We start from the raw sequence: 15,188 nt of genomic DNA on the forward strand, positions 1-15,188 counted from the left end.
TATGAGAAATACAAGAGAATCCAAGAAGGAAATACCGGCTATTTCAACTGCATCTTTACCTGATATTGTTTTTATGATACTGTTCTTTTTTATGACGGTAACCACAATTAAAACCAATCCGCTTTTGGTGGACAATAATTTACCCAAAGCAGATGAAGTAAAGAAGTTGGAGAAAAAGGATAGGGTAATCGAAATTTTTGTTGGAAAACCTTCCTCTGAACTGGCTAAAACATTTGGAAGTGAACCAAAAATCCAGCTAGACAATAGGTTGGCAAATGTAAATGAAGTTGGTTCCTATGTGCTGGCTGAATTGGCAAAAAAACCGGATGCCATTAGAAATTTGGTCACGGTTTCCTTAAAAGTGGACAAGAATGTAAACGTCGGTATCGTTTCAGACATTAAGCAAGAGCTTCAAAAAATCAATGCTCTTAAGGTCAATTATACCACGTACCAAGGCAATTCTTTGGAAAACTGAGAAATAAGTGGCTTACATTAAGTTTGAGACAATCCAAATGTGTAATTTGGATTGTTTCTTATTTTTGGTACAAGTTTAATGAGACATTTTTTTATTTATTTTATTTTCAGTGCATTCAGTTTGCCATGGCTGTTTTCCCAAGAAGTAGAGGAGGAGGTGCCTGTTGATTCAAAATACCTCGAAGACCAATTTTACATTGGTTTTGGGTATAATGTGTTGCTGAACAAACCTTCTGATGCTGTCCAGCGAAATTTGTCCTATAATCTACAGGCAGGTTTTATCAAGGATATTCCCTTGAATGCCAGAAGAAACTTTGGTGTGGGGCTTGGTTTGGGGTACGCTGTGAATTCTTATTACAGCAGTATTGTTGCATCTGAAGTTGGCAATGCTATTGCATACGAAGTGCGTAACACATCCGAGTTCAACAGAAGTAAGTTGGAAACACATTCCCTTGAAGTTCCTTTTGAATTTAGATGGAGAACTTCCACCGCTGAAGAATACAGGTTTTGGCGAATTTATGCCGGGGCCAAATTGGGCTATGTCTTTTCAGGGAGATCCCGTACAGTGACAGATAGCGGCACCACCGCATTTTCCAATCCCAATATCCAAGAATTTCAATACGGCCTTATCCTCAGTTTTGGCTATAACACTTGGAACATCCATGCCTATTACAGCCTAAACCCCCTATTGAAAGAGGGTACAAGTCTACAGACTGGGGAACCATTGGATTTGAATGTTTTGCGTATTGGGGTAATTTTCTATATCCTATAGCCAATACTTCAAAATAATCAATTGGGAGCAGCAACCGATCAGGAACCCAATGAATAGCTCGGCCTTGTTATGGGCTTTAAGATACAATCGAGATGTAGTTACCAATCCCGTAAAAAGCACAAATAGGCTAATGGCAAGTGTAATATTGACCTCAAAATGAATGCTGAGCCCAATCATAAACATTAATATACTGCCCATCCCCAAAAGGTGCATGCTGGTCTTAAACTTTAAGAAAAGAAGAATAAGTGCAGTGGCAGTGGCCGTTAAAAGTCCCGTAAAAAAGTAAAACAGCTCGTGTACGTAATTATTTGGGATGACTTTGTACAGTATCATCAAAAATAAAATACAACTGATGTAAAGCGGGTATTTGCGTTCTTCCAAGGTGGGTAAAAAAATGGAATGTATCACGCCAAGATTCTTCAGGATCAGAAAAAAGATGATAGGGATAATTACGGTCAAGATAAAAATGGGAAGAATGTTGCCACTCTGCATCTCAAGGGTACTGTACGGAGCGATTATAAAATAGAGGATGGTACCTCCAATGGGAATGAACAATGGGTGGAAGAGGTAGGATACAATGTTGAAGAAATGGCGCATTAGATCTCCTTTCTTAGCCTGGCCACGGGAATTCCCAATTGTTCCCGGTATTTGGCCACGGTTCTCCTGGCAATGGGGTAACCACGCTCTTTGAGAATTTTTGCCAGCTTATCATCCGTTAAAGGTTTTCGCTTTTCCTCATCTTTAATTACGGTTTCCAATATTTTCTTGATCTCTTTTGTGGACACATCCTCACCTTGCTCATTTTTCATGGCCTCGGAGAAGTAATCCTTTATGAGTTTTGTGCCATAAGGGGTGTCAACATACTTGCTGTTGGCTACCCGGGATACTGTGGAGACATCCATGTCGATTTCGTCAGCTATGTCCTTTAAGATCATAGGCCGTAATTTCCGCTCATCCCCCGTCATAAAGTACTCTTTTTGATAGTTCATGATGGCGTTCATGGTAATGTACAAAGTCTGTTGACGTTGTTTTATGGCATCGATGAACCATTTGGCGGCATCCAACTTTTGCTTGATGAAGAGCACGGTGTCCTTTTGCGATTTGGACTTTTCCTTGGCATTTTTGTACCCCTGCAACATATTGCTATATTCCTTGGAAACGTGCAATTCCGGTGCGTTTCTGCCATTTAAGGTAAGGTCAAGCTCCCCATCCACAATTTTAATGGAAAAATCGGGGACAATATGTTCAATGATTCGGGTGTTGCCCGAGTAAGACCCCCCAGGTTTTGGGTTCAGTTTTTCAATTTCCGAAATGGCCTCTTTAAGTTCTTCTTCACTGATGTGGTGCTTCTGAATAAGCTTGGCATAGTGTTTCTTGGTAAATTGGTCAAAGGACTTCTCCAAAATGTTTATGGCCAGCTCAACGGAAGGTTTTTGTTCTTTTCTTTTTAATTGGATGATCAGGCATTCATCCAATGATCTTGCACCGACCCCAGGGGGATCCAACTCTTGGACCACCTTGAGTACAGATTTGATCTTTTCCTCTTCAACATAAATGTTTTGGGTGAAGGCCAGATCATCCATAATGTCCGCAATAGGTCTTCGGATGTAACCGCTCTCATCCACACTTCCCACCAAAAATTCGGCAATGGCCCATTGCTCATCATCCAAATACACGGTGTTGAGTTGGTTGATCAGATATTGGTTAAAGGAAATACCCGCTGCGTATGGAATGCTCTTTTCATCATCATCTGGACTGTAGTTGCTGGTCTGTGTCCGGTAATCGGGGACTTCGTCATCACTTAGATAATCATCAATGTTGATATCCTCCGCAGAAATGGTCTCGTTATCTGCAGAATCATCGTAGGTGTCCTCGTAGGTATCATCCAAAGTCTCGCTCTCCGCCTTTCCACTTTCAAGAGCAGGGTTGTCCTCGAGCTCCTGCTTCAGTCGCTGTTCAAAAGCCTGTGTGGGCAATTGAATTAGCTTCATAAGCTGAATCTGCTGAGGAGACAGTTTTTGGGAAAGCTTAAACTGTAGATGTTGTTTCAGCATACAGATTGATTTACAATCGTCCTTCTTATAAATTTAAGAAATCCAATTAAAACTCCGCATTTTGCGGTGTTCTAGGGTAGGGGATTACGTCCCTGATATTGCCCATACCGGTGGCAAACTGCACCATACGCTCAAAACCAAGTCCGAACCCGCTGTGTACGGCCGTACCGAACCGTCTTAGGTCCAAGTACCACCAAAGTTCTTTTTCATCTATGTCCAATTCCTTTATTTTTTGTTGAAGCACATCCAAGCGTTCTTCACGTTGGGATCCTCCCACAATCTCACCGATGCCCGGGAAAAGGACGTCCATGGCACGAACGGTCTTTCCGTCCTCGTTCAAGCGCATGTAAAATGCCTTGATGTTGGCCGGATAATCAAAAAGGATAACGGGGCACTTAAAGTGTTTTTCCACCAAAAAGCGTTCATGCTCGCTTTGCAGGTCGGCACCCCATTCATCAATGGGATATTGGAATTTTTTCTTCTTGTTGGGTTTGCTGTTCCGTAAAATATCGATGGCCTCAGTATAGGAAACACGTTTAAAGTTGTTCTCAACGACAAATTTCAATTTTTCCGTCAAGCTCATTTCGGAACGCTCGTTTTGGGGCTTGGTTTTTTCCTCATCCAACAAACGCTTTTCCAAAAATTCAAGATCATCCGTACAGTTGTCCAATACATATTGGATAATCCACTTGATGAAATCTTCGGCCAAATCCATGTTTGCGTCCAAGTCAAAAAAGGCCATTTCGGGCTCAATCATCCAAAATTCGGCCAAATGCCGTGAGGTGTTTGAGTTCTCCGCCCTAAACGTAGGGCCAAAGGTATATACCTTGCCCAAGCCCATGGCATAGGTTTCGGCTTCCAACTGACCAGAAACCGTAAGGTTGGTCTCCTTTCCAAAGAAATCTTCGGAATAATCCACATTGCCCTGTTCGTCCATCGGAGGTTTTTTATCATCCAAAGTGGTCACCCGGAACATTTCCCCGGCACCCTCGGCATCCGATCCTGTAATGATGGGGGCATGCATGTAGTAAAACCCATTTTGTTGAAAATAACTGTGAATGGCGAAAGACAGTGCGGAACGTACTCGCATAACTGCGGAAAATGTATTGGTCCGAACTCTAAGATGCGCTTTCTCCCGCAAAAATTCCAAAGAGTGCTTTTTGGGTTGAATCGGATAAGTCTCTGGATCGGCGGTACCGTGCACAAAGATATCGGAAGTCTGGATTTCTACACTTTGTCCTTTTCCTTGACTTTCTTCGAGCGTACCGGATATTTTTAGGGCGGCCCCGGTAGAGATTTTTTTAAGTATGGTGTCATCCAAATTCTCAAAATCCACTACGCATTGTATATTGTGTATTGTTGAACCGTCGTTCAAGGCTATGAATCGGTTACTCCTAAAGGTTTTTACCCATCCATTCACTTCAACAGGTTCTCCTAAGGGCTGCTTCTCCAGCAATTCTTTTATGGAATAAGATTTCATTGTCAAGCTATCGTAATTTAAGCGGTAAAGATAGGTTTTTGATAAAAAATGAGGGCAATGGAATCACCATATTTATGGCAGTTCCACAGATTATTTGTCCTTGATATTGTCCTCTTCCTGTGGTAAAATATCGATTTGCGGTTTTTTGAGGACTTGTTTGTTGGCAATACTTCTTTCCAAGGAAAGGAGTAAGGAAGGTAATAGAATTAAATTGGATAGCATGGCAAAAAGCAATGTGGCAGAAACCAATCCCCCCAAAGCTTTGGTGCCTCCAAAACTGGAGATGATAAAGACCGAGAATCCAAAGAAAAGCACAATGGAGGTATAGAACATACTCACCCCGGTTTCACGCAACGCGGCATAAACCGATCTTTTGATATGCCATTTATGGGCGGCCAATTCTTGTCGGTATTTGGCCAAAAAGTGAATGGTGTCGTCCACCGAAATACCGAATGCAATGCTAAAGACCAAAATGGTGGATGGCTTTATGGGCACACCCAAATATCCCATTACCCCCGCTGTGATTACCAATGGGAGAAGGTTGGGAACCAATGATATGATGACCATCCGGAACGAACGGAACAAATAGGCCATAAAAAGGGAAATCAACCCAATGGCCAAAGCCAAAGAGAGCAATAAATTTTTGACCAAATACTTGGTGCCCTTTAAAAAGAGGAGAGCCTTTCCGGTCATAAAAACCTTGAACCGCTCCGAAGGGAAAAATTTGTTGATAGCCTGCTGCACATCCTCTTCAATTTCCTCCATGCGGTCTATTTTTACATCACGCATGTAGGTGGTCAGGCGAGCAGTTTGTCCCGTACTGTCCACAAAACTTTTTAGAAGGTCACCATCGTTGGATGATTTTTGCGCCACATTCATAATAAATGTGTTTTCTTGGGATGTGGGCAATTGATAGTATTTTGGGATGCCGTTGTAGAAAGCCTGCTTGGAATATTTAATCAGATCCACAACCGATAAAGGTCTGGAAAGCTCTGGGATTTCATCGATAACCGTTCCCAACTGATCCATGCGCTTTAGGGTAGCGGGTTTAATGACCCCATTTTTTCGTTCGGTATCCACCACAATTTCCATGGGCATTATACCGTCAAATTCTTGTTCAAAAAAACGGATGTCCTTAAAAAAATGCGTGTCTTTGGGGAGGTCTTCAATCCGGCTCCCGGTAATTTTTATTTGATAAATGCCAATAATGCTCAATACCAGAACACCCACCGTAACCAAATAGACCGCTATTCTATGGTTTCGGACAATGGTCTCCATTCGATTCACAAAGAAGTCGATCCACTTTTTGTTGAGATGCTTCAAGTGTTTCGTTTTGGGAAGTGGCATGAAACTGTAAATGATCGGTATGATCAATAGGGAAAGGATAAAAATCCCCACAATGTTGATGGAGGCCACAATACCAAATTCCTTGAGCAGGTCACTGTCCAAAATAATAAACGTTGCAAATCCGGAGGCTGTGGTAATATTGGTCATTAAGGTGGCATTCCCAATTTTGGAAATGACCCGTTGCAGGGAAAGTGCTTGGTTCCCGTGTTTTTTGACTTCCTGTTGGTACTTGTTAATGAGAAATATGCAGTTTGGAATTCCAATAACAATGATCAAAGGTGGAATCAAAGCGGTTAGAATGGTGATCTCATATTGCAAAAGTCCCAAGAAACCAAAAGCCCACATCACCCCAATGATCACAACACACATTGAGATTAAAGTGGCCCTAAAACTTCTAAAGAAAAAGAAGAATATCAAGGAAGTGACCAATAGAGCGGCGACAATGAAAATTCCAATTTCATCCACAATGGATTTGGTGTTCCAGGTTCGGATGTAGGGCATTCCAGAGACGTGGACATCCAACTGGGTTTCTTCTTCAAAACCTTTCATCAGATCGGCGAGGTCGTTCAGGATAAACTGATTCCTCACCTCGGTGTTCATAATATCTTTATCCAGATATGCAATGGTCTGAACGGTACCACTTTTTGGATTGTAGACAAGATTGTCATAAAATGGAAGTTCGTTGAAAAGATGGTTTTTGAGTGAATCCACCTCTTTTTTGGTCTTTGGAGGACTTTTGATGAAGGGCTCCATAACAAAAGCTTGCTCCTCATTGTCCTTGACCAAAACCCTGAGGTTGTCCGTGGACACCACAAAATCAATTTCAGGAAAGGCTTCCAATTGTTTGCTGAGTTTGTTCCAGCGGTTGAAGTTTGTAGGGGTAAACAAGGCAGAATCCCGAACAGCGATCACAATGGCATTACCTTCTTCGCCAAAAACCTTGGTAAAGGCATTGTATTCGATGGTGGCTGGGTGGTCATCAGGAAGAATGTTGGCCTCGGTATTGGAAAATTGCATGTTTTTCCACTGAAGGGCCAGAAAAACGGTGAACCCGGCAATGGCAAAAAGAATTAAAATTCTATTGCGAAGAATAATACGTGCGACCTTTGGCCAAAATCCTTTAGTGAGCTTTGCTACCATTTGGGTTTTGTTGGGCGCAAAGGTAGAAAATGATCGGTTGTGTTCCTAGAAAAGGCAACAATCAATCTAGGGTTTTATACCTTCATGATTTCAGCCTCCTTGTTGGCCAAAATAGCATCAATTTTTTTGCTGTACGTATCGGTGAGTTCCTGCACATCTACTTCGGCATTGTTCAAAAGATCTTCAGAAATATCCAATGCTTTAAGTTCTTTATTGGCTTCCTGTCTTGCGCTTCGAACACTTACTTTGGCATCTTCGGCCTCTGCCTTGGCTTGTTTGACCAATTGTATTCTTCGCTCCTCGGTCAATGGAGGTACGTTAATAATGACCATTTCACCATTGTTCATTGGGTTGAAGCCCAAATTGGCGTTCATGATGGCGGTTTCAATTTCTCCCAGAAGACTTTTTTCCCAAGGTTGCACTGAGATGGTCCTTGCGTCTGGGGTATTGATGTTGGATACTTGTGATAGTGGGGTTTGAGAGCCATAGTACTCCACCATTACCGTTGAGAGCATCATAGGACTTGCTTTTCCAGCACGGATTTTTATCAAGGCTTTTTCCAAGTGGGAAATGCTTCCATCCATGCTTTCTTTGGTGGTGTCCAGAATAAATTTAACCTCTTCGTCCATAATTTTTAAAGTTTATATTCCAAAATCAAAGCGCATGCCAATCTAAATATTGACAACGGTTCCGATATTTTCACCGGAAACTATTTTCATAAGGTTGCCCCGAGTGTTCATATCAAAAACAACAATGGGCAGCTCATTTTCCTGACTTAGTGTGAATGCTGTGGTATCCATAACCTTAAGTCCTTTTGAAAGCACTTCCTTAAAAGAAAGCGAATCAAACTTGGTTGCGTTTTTATCCTTTTCTGGATCGGAGGTATAAATTCCATCGACCCGGGTGCCTTTTAGGATAACATCCGCTCCAATTTCAATGGCCCGCAACACCGCAGCAGAGTCAGTAGTAAAATAAGGATTACCAGTACCTCCACCAAAAATCACAACCCTTCCTTTTTCCAAGTGACGCACTGCCCTTCTTCTTATAAAAGGTTCGGCCACTTCATTGATTTTGATGGCAGACTGCAAACGTGTCTCAACCCCTTGATGTTCCAAAGCACTTTGAAGTGCCAAACCATTGATTACGGTGGCCAACATGCCCATGTGGTCGCCCTGTACCCGATCCATCCCTTGGCTGGTTCCGGCAAGGCCCCTGAAAATATTTCCACCACCAATAACAATGGCCACCTCAATACCCTTCTCCACCACGGCTTTAATGTCTTCTGCATATTCCGCCAACCGTTTGGCGTCTATACCGTATTGTTTTTCGCCCATGAGCGCTTCACCACTAAGTTTTAACAGAATTCTTTTGTATTGCATTGAGGGTGTCTTGAAGTTCGGACAAAAATAATCAAAATTATTTATGGGAAACCACTGAAAAATAGCGTGAACTTGGAATGCTTTGTGGAAAAAATCCCTACATTCTGTAACCTTTTTTAAAAACTACGGTATATCCTCCAGAAGACCTAAAGACCAAGGAATTGCAAAACCTGACCGATAACACCTTAATGATGCAAGTAAGCGATGGGGACTTGGACAAGTTGGGCTTGCTCTATGAACGGCATAAGAAAAGGCTATTCGGATTTTTCTACAATCTGGGCAACAATCCATCGGTCAGTGAGGATTTGGTACAAAACGTTTTTGTCCGCATGCTCAAATACCGAAAATCCTATACCGGTGAAGGCTCTTTTGCTGCCTGGATGTTCCGTATGGCCAGAAACGTGAATTATGATCATCACAAAAAAGTGGGCAAGGAAAGAGTGGCCCAAGGGGTTTCTCCGGAAGACGCCAATATGGGTTCTGAAGATGACCTTAATGAAGCCTTGGAGCAGCAGGGCAATGCATTTTTGGTGAAAAAGGCACTCAGTCTTTTGCCCACTGACAAAAAGGAAATATTGCTGTTGAGCAAATATCGGGAATTGAAGTTCCATGAAATAGGGGAGATTTTGGGTTGCACGGAAGGAGCGGCCAAGGTAAGGGTACACAGGGCCCTAAAAGATTTAAGAAGCATTTTTTTACAATTGGAAACAAGATGATGGACCAAGAAAAGTTTGAAATACGGGCAATGGATTTTATGAGCGGGACCATGTCTCGTGAGGAGGCCAAGAGCTTTGAACAGTTTCTTGCCGGGAACCCGGAATATAACGAGCAATACAAAGCCTTGTTGGCCATCTGGGAAATGATGGGAAATCTTGAGGCTCCGGAAATTTCACCCCAAATGGATGAGACTTTCTTCACCATGCTTTCCAATGAAATGGAAAAGGGAAGGAGGAAAGAAGTCAAAAGGCCTTTTTGGGATGGTATTTTAACGGTGTTCAGGCCACAATTGGTCTATGGAACTCTTCTGTTGGTCCTAGGTTTGGGTGTTGGATACTATTTGAGTTCCCCACATCAACCTAAGACCGTTGAAACCACGGTTTCCAAGAATGAAACGGAAGAGGTGCGCCAAAAATTGGTGTTGACGCTCTTGGAACAACCATCTGCAAATCAACGGCTGCAAGGCGTGGGTGAAGCCAACAAATTTGAGAATGCTGATGAAATTGTAATCCAGGCACTTTTGCAGACCTTAAACAATGATTCCAACGTAAATGTGCGGTTGGCCGCCATTGAATCCTTGACCAATTATATAGACAATCCTGTGGTGCGCCAAGGGTTGGTACAATCCATTCCAAACCAGGAGTCGCCCATTTTGCAGATAACCTTGGCCAACCTCATGGTGGCCTTGCAAGAAAAAGCGTCCATAGAACCCTTCAAGCAGTTGCTGAAGAAAAAAGAATTGGACACAACCGTTAAGAAACAAATTGAGAGTAGTATAGAATCAATCATATAGTTTATTTATCAATCTACCCTAAAGGGTAAAATCAAATTACGAACAGTCAAATTTTTAACAAGATGAAACAGTTAGTTATGATGGCGTGTCTGTGCCTGTGGGCATGGTCGCCAAGTGTAAAAGCACAACAAAAGGAATTTAAAGAGACCATTACAAAGGAACTTCCACTCAGCAACAGTACCAATAATACGGTGGTGGTGAAGAATGTATTCGGGTCGGTAAATGTTGAGGGGTACCAAGGCAACAAGGTCATTTTGGAAGTGGAACGGAAAATCACTGCAAACAATTCGGAGGACTTGGAATTGGGCAAAAAGGAGCTGCAGTTGAAAATCATCCAAGAGGACAATAGGATTATATTTCATCCAGATGCGCCTTATATCAATTTTAAAGTTGATGGACTTCAATACAATTGGTGCAATAACAATCAGAATGTTCCCTATGAGCATACGCTGACCTTCAACTTGAAGGTTCCCAATACCGTACAGATTCATGTGAGCACGGTCAACAACGGTGTCATTGATGTAAAAAATATCCAAAGCAAATCCATTGTGGCCGAAAATATCAATGGAGGCATCACTCTCAACAATATTTCTGGAAAGACCTGGGTGAGCTGTATCAATGGTCCTGTGGATATTTCCTATGCGGAAAACCCTAAGGAGGAATCCGTGTATCATACCATAAATGGAGATATTACCATAGCGTATCAGCAAGCACTTTCGGCCAATATATCATTTAAAAGTATGAATGGGGAAATGTATACCGATTTTGATATTAACAAACGGTTTACTAAAACCACAAAGAATAAAGGTGATGAAAGTAGGCCAAAATATAAGTTCGAAGCAAGACCAGTTGTGCAAATAGGAAGCGGACAGGTGGACTTCAACATTGAAACCTTGAATGGGGATGTATTCATTAAAAAAATATAAGGCAATGAGAACAATAAGAACAATGGTTATGGTAATGTTGCTAATGGTAGCAAACCTCGCAATAGGACAACAAAAAGAGATCGACTTGTTCACGGTGCCTTTGAGCAACCCTGGCAAGGCCGGGAAATTAGAACTCGATCAAATCAGTGGTTCCATCTCGGTAACTGGGTATGAAGGCAAGGAAGTTATTGTAAAAGTTTTGGTGATGGATGGTGATAATTCCTCCACAACCAAAAATGGAATGAAGCGCATTGGTGGCTCAGGATTGAACATTAGTGCTGAGGAGAGCAATAATGTGGTGGAGATAGACAATGAAGTGTGGAATCGAAAAACGGATTTTGAAATTAAAGTGCCCTACAACTTTTCATTAAAGTTAAGCACAGTGAACAATGGGAGCATTAAGGTCAGCGGAGTAACCGGAGATTTGGAAATCAGCAATGTAAATGGAAGCATCACGCTTGATAATGTAGAAGGAGCGGTTTCCGCAGATACCACCAATGGGGTTGTTAAGGTCGATTTTAAAACCATTGACAATTCTGCCAATATGGTCTTCAGTAGTTTTAATGGGAATGTGGAAGTGATTTTCCCAAAAACACTAAAGGCCAATATCAAGGCAAAATCTGATATGGGCGATGTGTACACGGATTTTGATATGGTCCTTATTGAAAGCAAACCGGAAGTAGACAAAAGACAAGGCTCAGGGAGTTATAAAGTAACCATGGAACAATGGGTTAGGGGCAAGATCAATGGTGGTGGTCCTGAATTGTTGTTTAAAACCTTCAATGGCGATATTTTGATAAAAGCAAAATAAGCGGAATGGCCCAAAACAAAAAAGCACCTTAATTAAGGTGCTTTTTTTATGTATTATAGTATTAAGTGCTTATCCTAAAGCTACCCTTGAAAAACCGGTAACAGCCAAATCAGCGTTTACTGATTTTACGTATTGCGCAACACTCTGCTTGCTGTCTTTGATGAAATCTTGATTTACCAAAGTATTGTCCTTGAAGAAACGCTTCAACTTACCTTTGGCAATGTTGTCCAACATTTCCTCTGGTTTACCTTCTTGACGCAATTGGTCTTTTGCAATCTCAATCTCCTTATCAATAACAGATTGATCAACGCCTTCTTCGTTAAGGGCAACAGGATTCATGGCGGCAGCTTGCATTGCAACATCTTTTGCAGCTTCAGCAGCACCATCAACATTGGCTGACAATCCAACTAAAGTGGCAATTTTGTTGCCTGCGTGGATATACGATCCAACAAAGGGAGCGCTCAACTTCTCAAAGCTGCCAATTTCGATTTTTTCGCCGATAACACCGGTTTGCTCAGTCAATTTTTCAGCTACTGTCATGCCATTGAAAGAAGCGGCAAGAAAATCATCTTTACTGTCAAAGCCCAACGCCAAATCAGCCAAATCGTTGGCCAATTTCACAAAGCTTTCGTTCTTGGCCACAAAGTCGGTCTCACAGTTCAATGAGATGATAACACCTTGAGTGGCATCGTCATTTACTTTTGCAATAGCAGCACCTTCAGAAGAATCTCTATCGGCTCTATTGGCTGCAACTTTCTGGCCTTTCTTTCTTAGGATCTCAATTGCTTTGTCAAAATCACCTTCAGCTTCAACCAAAGCTTTTTTACAATCCATCATTCCAGCTCCGGTGGTCTGTCTTAATTTATTTACCTCAGCGGCGGTAATCTTTACCATTTTTTATGCTTTTTAAAATTTATGTAAAATAAAACACTATTAAGGTGTTTCGTTTTAGGACAATGTTAAATCAATCTTAGGCTTCAACTCCGCCTTTGGCGTTGTCTTGCCATTCTTTTAGTTCATCCCACTTGCCATCAGCGGCCATTTTGGCCTGTTTTGGCCAAGAAGTTGGATCTAAATGGGCCAAGTTTGAGCTGGCCTCGGTCAAGATTTCCTTGATTTTCTCAGGGTCCGCTTTTGCCAATTCGGCATAAGTTCCAATGCCACTGTTCACAATAGCTTCTGCTGCTTTAGGTCCAATGCCTTCAACTTTGGTCAAGTCATCTGCTTTCGCAGGCTCCTCTTTTTTAGCAGGTTCAGCAGGTTTTTCTGTCTTCTCCGCTTTCTTTTCTACGGCTTTTTCTTCATTTTTAGCAGCCGGTTTTTCCTCTTTCTTAGGAGCTGGCTTTGCTTTCTTTGGTGCTTTTTTCTCAACTACATCTTCATCATCGTCATCAGCAACCACAGTTTTTGCTACAACTTCTTCCTCTTCGTCTTCCTTATCGTTCTGCTTGTCGTTTTTACGCTCGGCCAAACCTTCCGCAACGGCTTTGGTCACTTCTTCCATGATGGCTTCGATGGATTTACCAGCATCATCATTGGCAGGAATCACAAAATCGATGGGTCTTGGATCTGAGTTGGTATCGACCATGGCAAAAATTGGAATGTTCAATTTTTGGGCCTCTTTTACGGCGATGTGCTCACGCATGGTATCCACAATAAATATAGCACCGGGCAAACGGGTCATATCAGCGATAGAGCCCAAGTTTTTGTCCAATTTTGCACGAAGACGGTCAACTTGCAAACGCTCCTTTTTGGAAAGCGTATTGAACGTACCGTCTTTTTTCATACGGTCAATAGCAGCCATTTTCTTAACCGCTTTACGGATAGTGACGAAGTTGGTCAACATACCACCGGGCCATCTTTCAGTGATGTACGGCATGTTCACTTTAGAAACTTTGTCTGCAACAATGTCTTTAGCTTGTTTTTTTGTGGCTACGAAAAGAATTTTTCGTCCAGAAGCAGCAATTTTTTTAAGGGCCTCATTGGCCTCATCAAGCTTTGCTACCGTTTTGTAAAGGTTGATAACGTGGATACCGTTACGCTCCATGTAGATGTAGGGAGCCATGTTGGGGTTCCACTTTCGTGTTAGGTGTCCAAAATGCACACCTGCTTCCAATAAGTCTTTTACTTCAATTTTACTTGCCATTTTTTGTACTTAGTTTACGTTCCGTTGTAGTAGCAATGGGGTGGTGGTCGCAATCTGCTCGCCCAACCCATTTAGATGCTAAACTAAATTCCAAAAAGTCGAATGGTTTTTCCTTTTTGGAACAACGACAACTTGGTTAAAAATTTAACCCTGAAAAATGTTTCAGGGTTTTCAATGAACTTTATATTGTGGTGCCAAAGCACCGAAATATTAACGTTTGGAGAACTGGAATTTCTTACGGGCTTTCTTCTGTCCGAATTTCTTTCGTTCCACCATTCTTGGATCTCTGGTCAATAGACCTTCTGGTTTAAGAACGGCTCTGTTCTCAGCATCGATTTCGCACATTGCCCTGGACAATGCCAATCGAATAGCTTCTGCCTGACCTGTGATTCCACCTCCGTAAACATTTACTTTTACGTCGTAAGCATCTTCAGTATCAGTCAAGGTGAAGGCTTGTTTTACCTTATATTGTAGTGTGCCTGTGGTAAAGTACTCGTTTAAGTTTCTTTTGTTGATGGTAATGTTTCCTTTTCCTTCAGAAACATAAACTCTTGCCACGGCAGTTTTTCTTCTACCTATCTTATGAACCACTTCCATTATTTGTAGTCGTTTAAGTTGATTGCTTTTGGTTTTTGTGCTTCTTGACCGTGTTCTGCACCGGCATATACCTTTAAGTTTCTAAAAAGATCGGCTCCCAATTTGTTCTTGGGCAACATACCTTTTATAGAGTTTTCAATGATACGCTCTGGGTGTTTGGCCAAAACTTCCTTGGCGGTAGCGGAACGCTGACCACCAGGATAACCTGTATAGCGAATGTATTCTTTATCATCCCATTTATTGCCGGATAGATTTATTTTTTCGGCATTGATGACCACAACATTGTCACCACAATCTACATGGGGAGTAAAATTGGTCTTGTATTTTCCCCTAAGCAACTTGGCTACTTTTGACGCCAATCTTCCCAAGGTCTGTCCTTCAGCATCAACCAATAACCATTGCTTGTCAACGGTAGCTTTATTGGCGGAAATAGTCTTATAACTTAATGTGTCCACTTCTCTAAAAATATTGATTTAACAACCTATCCCGATAAACGGGCTGCAAATGTACAATTATTAGATTGAATTACAAACGGTTGATTGGGAATATTTT

General features: G+C 41.8%; 17 protein-coding genes. 7 read left to right on the plus strand and 10 right to left on the minus strand.

The features are described from left to right. Window position 1: 1 nt before the first annotated feature. Together FG28_RS09820 and FG28_RS09825 are read left to right on the plus strand one after the other, a co-directional pair. On the plus strand, window positions 2-475 hold the full coding sequence (locus tag FG28_RS09820) for a biopolymer transporter ExbD (protein WP_036382386.1): 474 nt from the start codon (window positions 2-4) through the stop codon (window positions 473-475). 78 nt (window positions 476-553) lie between these two features. Further along, complete coding sequence (locus FG28_RS09825) at window positions 554-1,246, plus strand: porin family protein (RefSeq protein ID WP_036382388.1); 693 nt, start codon at window positions 554-556, stop codon at window positions 1,244-1,246. Here FG28_RS09825 and FG28_RS20955 read toward each other — a convergent pair. Then, complete coding sequence (locus tag FG28_RS20955) at window positions 1,241-1,579, minus strand: hypothetical protein (RefSeq protein ID WP_231562615.1); 339 nt, start codon at window positions 1,577-1,579, stop codon at window positions 1,241-1,243. The two genes, FG28_RS09825 and FG28_RS20955, sit on opposite strands and share 6 nt — an antisense overlap. A 66-nt stretch (window positions 1,580-1,645) precedes the next feature. On the opposite strand from FG28_RS20955, the gene FG28_RS20960 reads away from it, so the two are divergent. Then, the gene (locus FG28_RS20960) at window positions 1,646-1,846 is read left to right on the plus strand and encodes a hypothetical protein (RefSeq protein ID WP_231562616.1); all 201 of its coding nucleotides are present in this window, start codon (window positions 1,646-1,648) and stop codon (window positions 1,844-1,846) included. On the opposite strand, the gene rpoN is transcribed toward FG28_RS20960, so the two are convergent. From rpoN to pyrH, 5 genes are all read right to left on the minus strand, one after another. After that, window positions 1,843-3,300 carry an RNA polymerase factor sigma-54 gene (gene rpoN / locus FG28_RS09835; RefSeq protein WP_036382392.1) on the minus strand — a complete coding sequence of 486 codons (1,458 nt, stop codon included), beginning with the start codon at window positions 3,298-3,300 and terminating at the stop codon, window positions 1,843-1,845. The two genes, FG28_RS20960 and rpoN, sit on opposite strands and share 4 nt — an antisense overlap. A gap of 46 nt (window positions 3,301-3,346) precedes the next feature. Next, complete coding sequence (gene asnS, locus FG28_RS09840; protein WP_036382395.1) at window positions 3,347-4,780, minus strand: asparagine--tRNA ligase; 1,434 nt, start codon at window positions 4,778-4,780, stop codon at window positions 3,347-3,349. Window positions 4,781-4,870: 90 nt separating this feature from the next. Then, on the minus strand, window positions 4,871-7,267 hold the full coding sequence (locus FG28_RS09845; protein WP_036382397.1) for an RND family transporter: 2,397 nt from the start codon (window positions 7,265-7,267) through the stop codon (window positions 4,871-4,873). Between the two features lie 74 nt (window positions 7,268-7,341). Continuing rightward, window positions 7,342-7,896: a ribosome recycling factor gene (gene frr / locus FG28_RS09850; protein WP_036382398.1), complete on the minus strand. Its 555-nt coding sequence runs from the start codon at window positions 7,894-7,896 to the stop codon at window positions 7,342-7,344. A gap of 42 nt (window positions 7,897-7,938) precedes the next feature. Beyond that, on the minus strand, window positions 7,939-8,646 hold the full coding sequence (gene pyrH / locus FG28_RS09855; protein ID WP_036382399.1) for a UMP kinase: 708 nt from the start codon (window positions 8,644-8,646) through the stop codon (window positions 7,939-7,941). Window positions 8,647-8,807: 161 nt separating this feature from the next. Here pyrH and FG28_RS09860 point away from each other — a divergent pair, with 161 nt between their 5' ends. The 4 genes from FG28_RS09860 to FG28_RS09875 all read left to right on the plus strand — a co-directional run bounded on the left by FG28_RS09860 (window position 8,808) and on the right by FG28_RS09875 (window position 11,893). Next, window positions 8,808-9,362, plus strand: coding sequence for an RNA polymerase sigma factor (locus FG28_RS09860; protein WP_156102254.1), 555 nt, complete (start codon window positions 8,808-8,810; stop codon window positions 9,360-9,362). After that, window positions 9,359-10,156, plus strand: coding sequence for a HEAT repeat domain-containing protein (locus FG28_RS20120; protein WP_051947262.1), 798 nt, complete (start codon window positions 9,359-9,361; stop codon window positions 10,154-10,156). Before FG28_RS09860 ends, FG28_RS20120 begins: the two co-directional genes overlap by 4 nt. Before the next feature lie 62 nt (window positions 10,157-10,218). After that, window positions 10,219-11,082, plus strand: coding sequence for a DUF4097 family beta strand repeat-containing protein (locus FG28_RS09870; RefSeq protein ID WP_156102255.1), 864 nt, complete (start codon window positions 10,219-10,221; stop codon window positions 11,080-11,082). A gap of 4 nt (window positions 11,083-11,086) precedes the next feature. Continuing rightward, window positions 11,087-11,893, plus strand: a complete 807-nt coding sequence (locus FG28_RS09875) for a DUF4097 family beta strand repeat-containing protein (RefSeq protein WP_036386437.1) — start codon at window positions 11,087-11,089, stop codon at window positions 11,891-11,893. A 69-nt stretch (window positions 11,894-11,962) separates the two neighbouring features. On the opposite strand, the gene tsf is transcribed toward FG28_RS09875, so the two are convergent. The 4 genes from tsf to rplM all read right to left on the minus strand — a co-directional run bounded on the left by tsf (window position 11,963) and on the right by rplM (window position 15,091). Next, window positions 11,963-12,787, minus strand: a complete 825-nt coding sequence (gene tsf / locus FG28_RS09880) for a translation elongation factor Ts (protein WP_036382401.1) — start codon at window positions 12,785-12,787, stop codon at window positions 11,963-11,965. Window positions 12,788-12,863: 76 nt separating this feature from the next. Continuing rightward, window positions 12,864-14,039 carry a 30S ribosomal protein S2 gene (rpsB, locus tag FG28_RS09885; RefSeq protein ID WP_036382403.1) on the minus strand — a complete coding sequence of 392 codons (1,176 nt, stop codon included), beginning with the start codon at window positions 14,037-14,039 and terminating at the stop codon, window positions 12,864-12,866. Window positions 14,040-14,249: 210 nt separating this feature from the next. Beyond that, complete coding sequence (gene rpsI, locus FG28_RS09890; RefSeq protein WP_036382405.1) at window positions 14,250-14,636, minus strand: 30S ribosomal protein S9; 387 nt, start codon at window positions 14,634-14,636, stop codon at window positions 14,250-14,252. Beyond that, window positions 14,636-15,091, minus strand: a complete 456-nt coding sequence (gene rplM / locus FG28_RS09895) for a 50S ribosomal protein L13 (protein WP_036382407.1) — start codon at window positions 15,089-15,091, stop codon at window positions 14,636-14,638. Before rplM ends, rpsI begins: the two co-directional genes overlap by 1 nt. Window positions 15,092-15,188 lie beyond the last annotated feature (97 nt).

The organism is Muricauda sp. MAR_2010_75, assembly GCF_000745185.1.
Classification (GTDB): domain Bacteria; phylum Bacteroidota; class Bacteroidia; order Flavobacteriales; family Flavobacteriaceae; genus Flagellimonas.

Excerpts from the sequence above, each read along its gene's own strand:
- FG28_RS09820 (WP_036382386.1), top strand. The coding sequence starts at position 2 with ATGAGAAATACAAGAGAATCCAAGAAGGAAATACCGGCTATTTCAACT.
- FG28_RS09825 (WP_036382388.1), top strand. The coding sequence starts at position 554 with ATGAGACATTTTTTTATTTATTTTATTTTCAGTGCATTCAGTTTGCCA.
- FG28_RS20955 (WP_231562615.1), bottom strand. The coding sequence starts at position 1,579 with ATGATACTGTACAAAGTCATCCCAAATAATTACGTACACGAGCTGTTT.
- FG28_RS20960 (WP_231562616.1), top strand. The coding sequence starts at position 1,646 with ATGTATCACGCCAAGATTCTTCAGGATCAGAAAAAAGATGATAGGGAT.
- rpoN (WP_036382392.1), bottom strand. The coding sequence starts at position 3,300 with ATGCTGAAACAACATCTACAGTTTAAGCTTTCCCAAAAACTGTCTCCT.
- asnS (WP_036382395.1), bottom strand. The coding sequence starts at position 4,780 with ATGAAATCTTATTCCATAAAAGAATTGCTGGAGAAGCAGCCCTTAGGA.
- FG28_RS09845 (WP_036382397.1), bottom strand. The coding sequence starts at position 7,267 with ATGGTAGCAAAGCTCACTAAAGGATTTTGGCCAAAGGTCGCACGTATT.
- frr (WP_036382398.1), bottom strand. The coding sequence starts at position 7,896 with ATGGACGAAGAGGTTAAATTTATTCTGGACACCACCAAAGAAAGCATG.
- pyrH (WP_036382399.1), bottom strand. The coding sequence starts at position 8,646 with ATGCAATACAAAAGAATTCTGTTAAAACTTAGTGGTGAAGCGCTCATG.
- FG28_RS20120 (WP_051947262.1), top strand. The coding sequence starts at position 9,359 with ATGATGGACCAAGAAAAGTTTGAAATACGGGCAATGGATTTTATGAGC.
- FG28_RS09870 (WP_156102255.1), top strand. The coding sequence starts at position 10,219 with ATGAAACAGTTAGTTATGATGGCGTGTCTGTGCCTGTGGGCATGGTCG.
- FG28_RS09875 (WP_036386437.1), top strand. The coding sequence starts at position 11,087 with ATGAGAACAATAAGAACAATGGTTATGGTAATGTTGCTAATGGTAGCA.
- tsf (WP_036382401.1), bottom strand. The coding sequence starts at position 12,787 with ATGGTAAAGATTACCGCCGCTGAGGTAAATAAATTAAGACAGACCACC.
- rpsB (WP_036382403.1), bottom strand. The coding sequence starts at position 14,039 with ATGGCAAGTAAAATTGAAGTAAAAGACTTATTGGAAGCAGGTGTGCAT.
- rpsI (WP_036382405.1), bottom strand. The coding sequence starts at position 14,636 with ATGGAAGTGGTTCATAAGATAGGTAGAAGAAAAACTGCCGTGGCAAGA.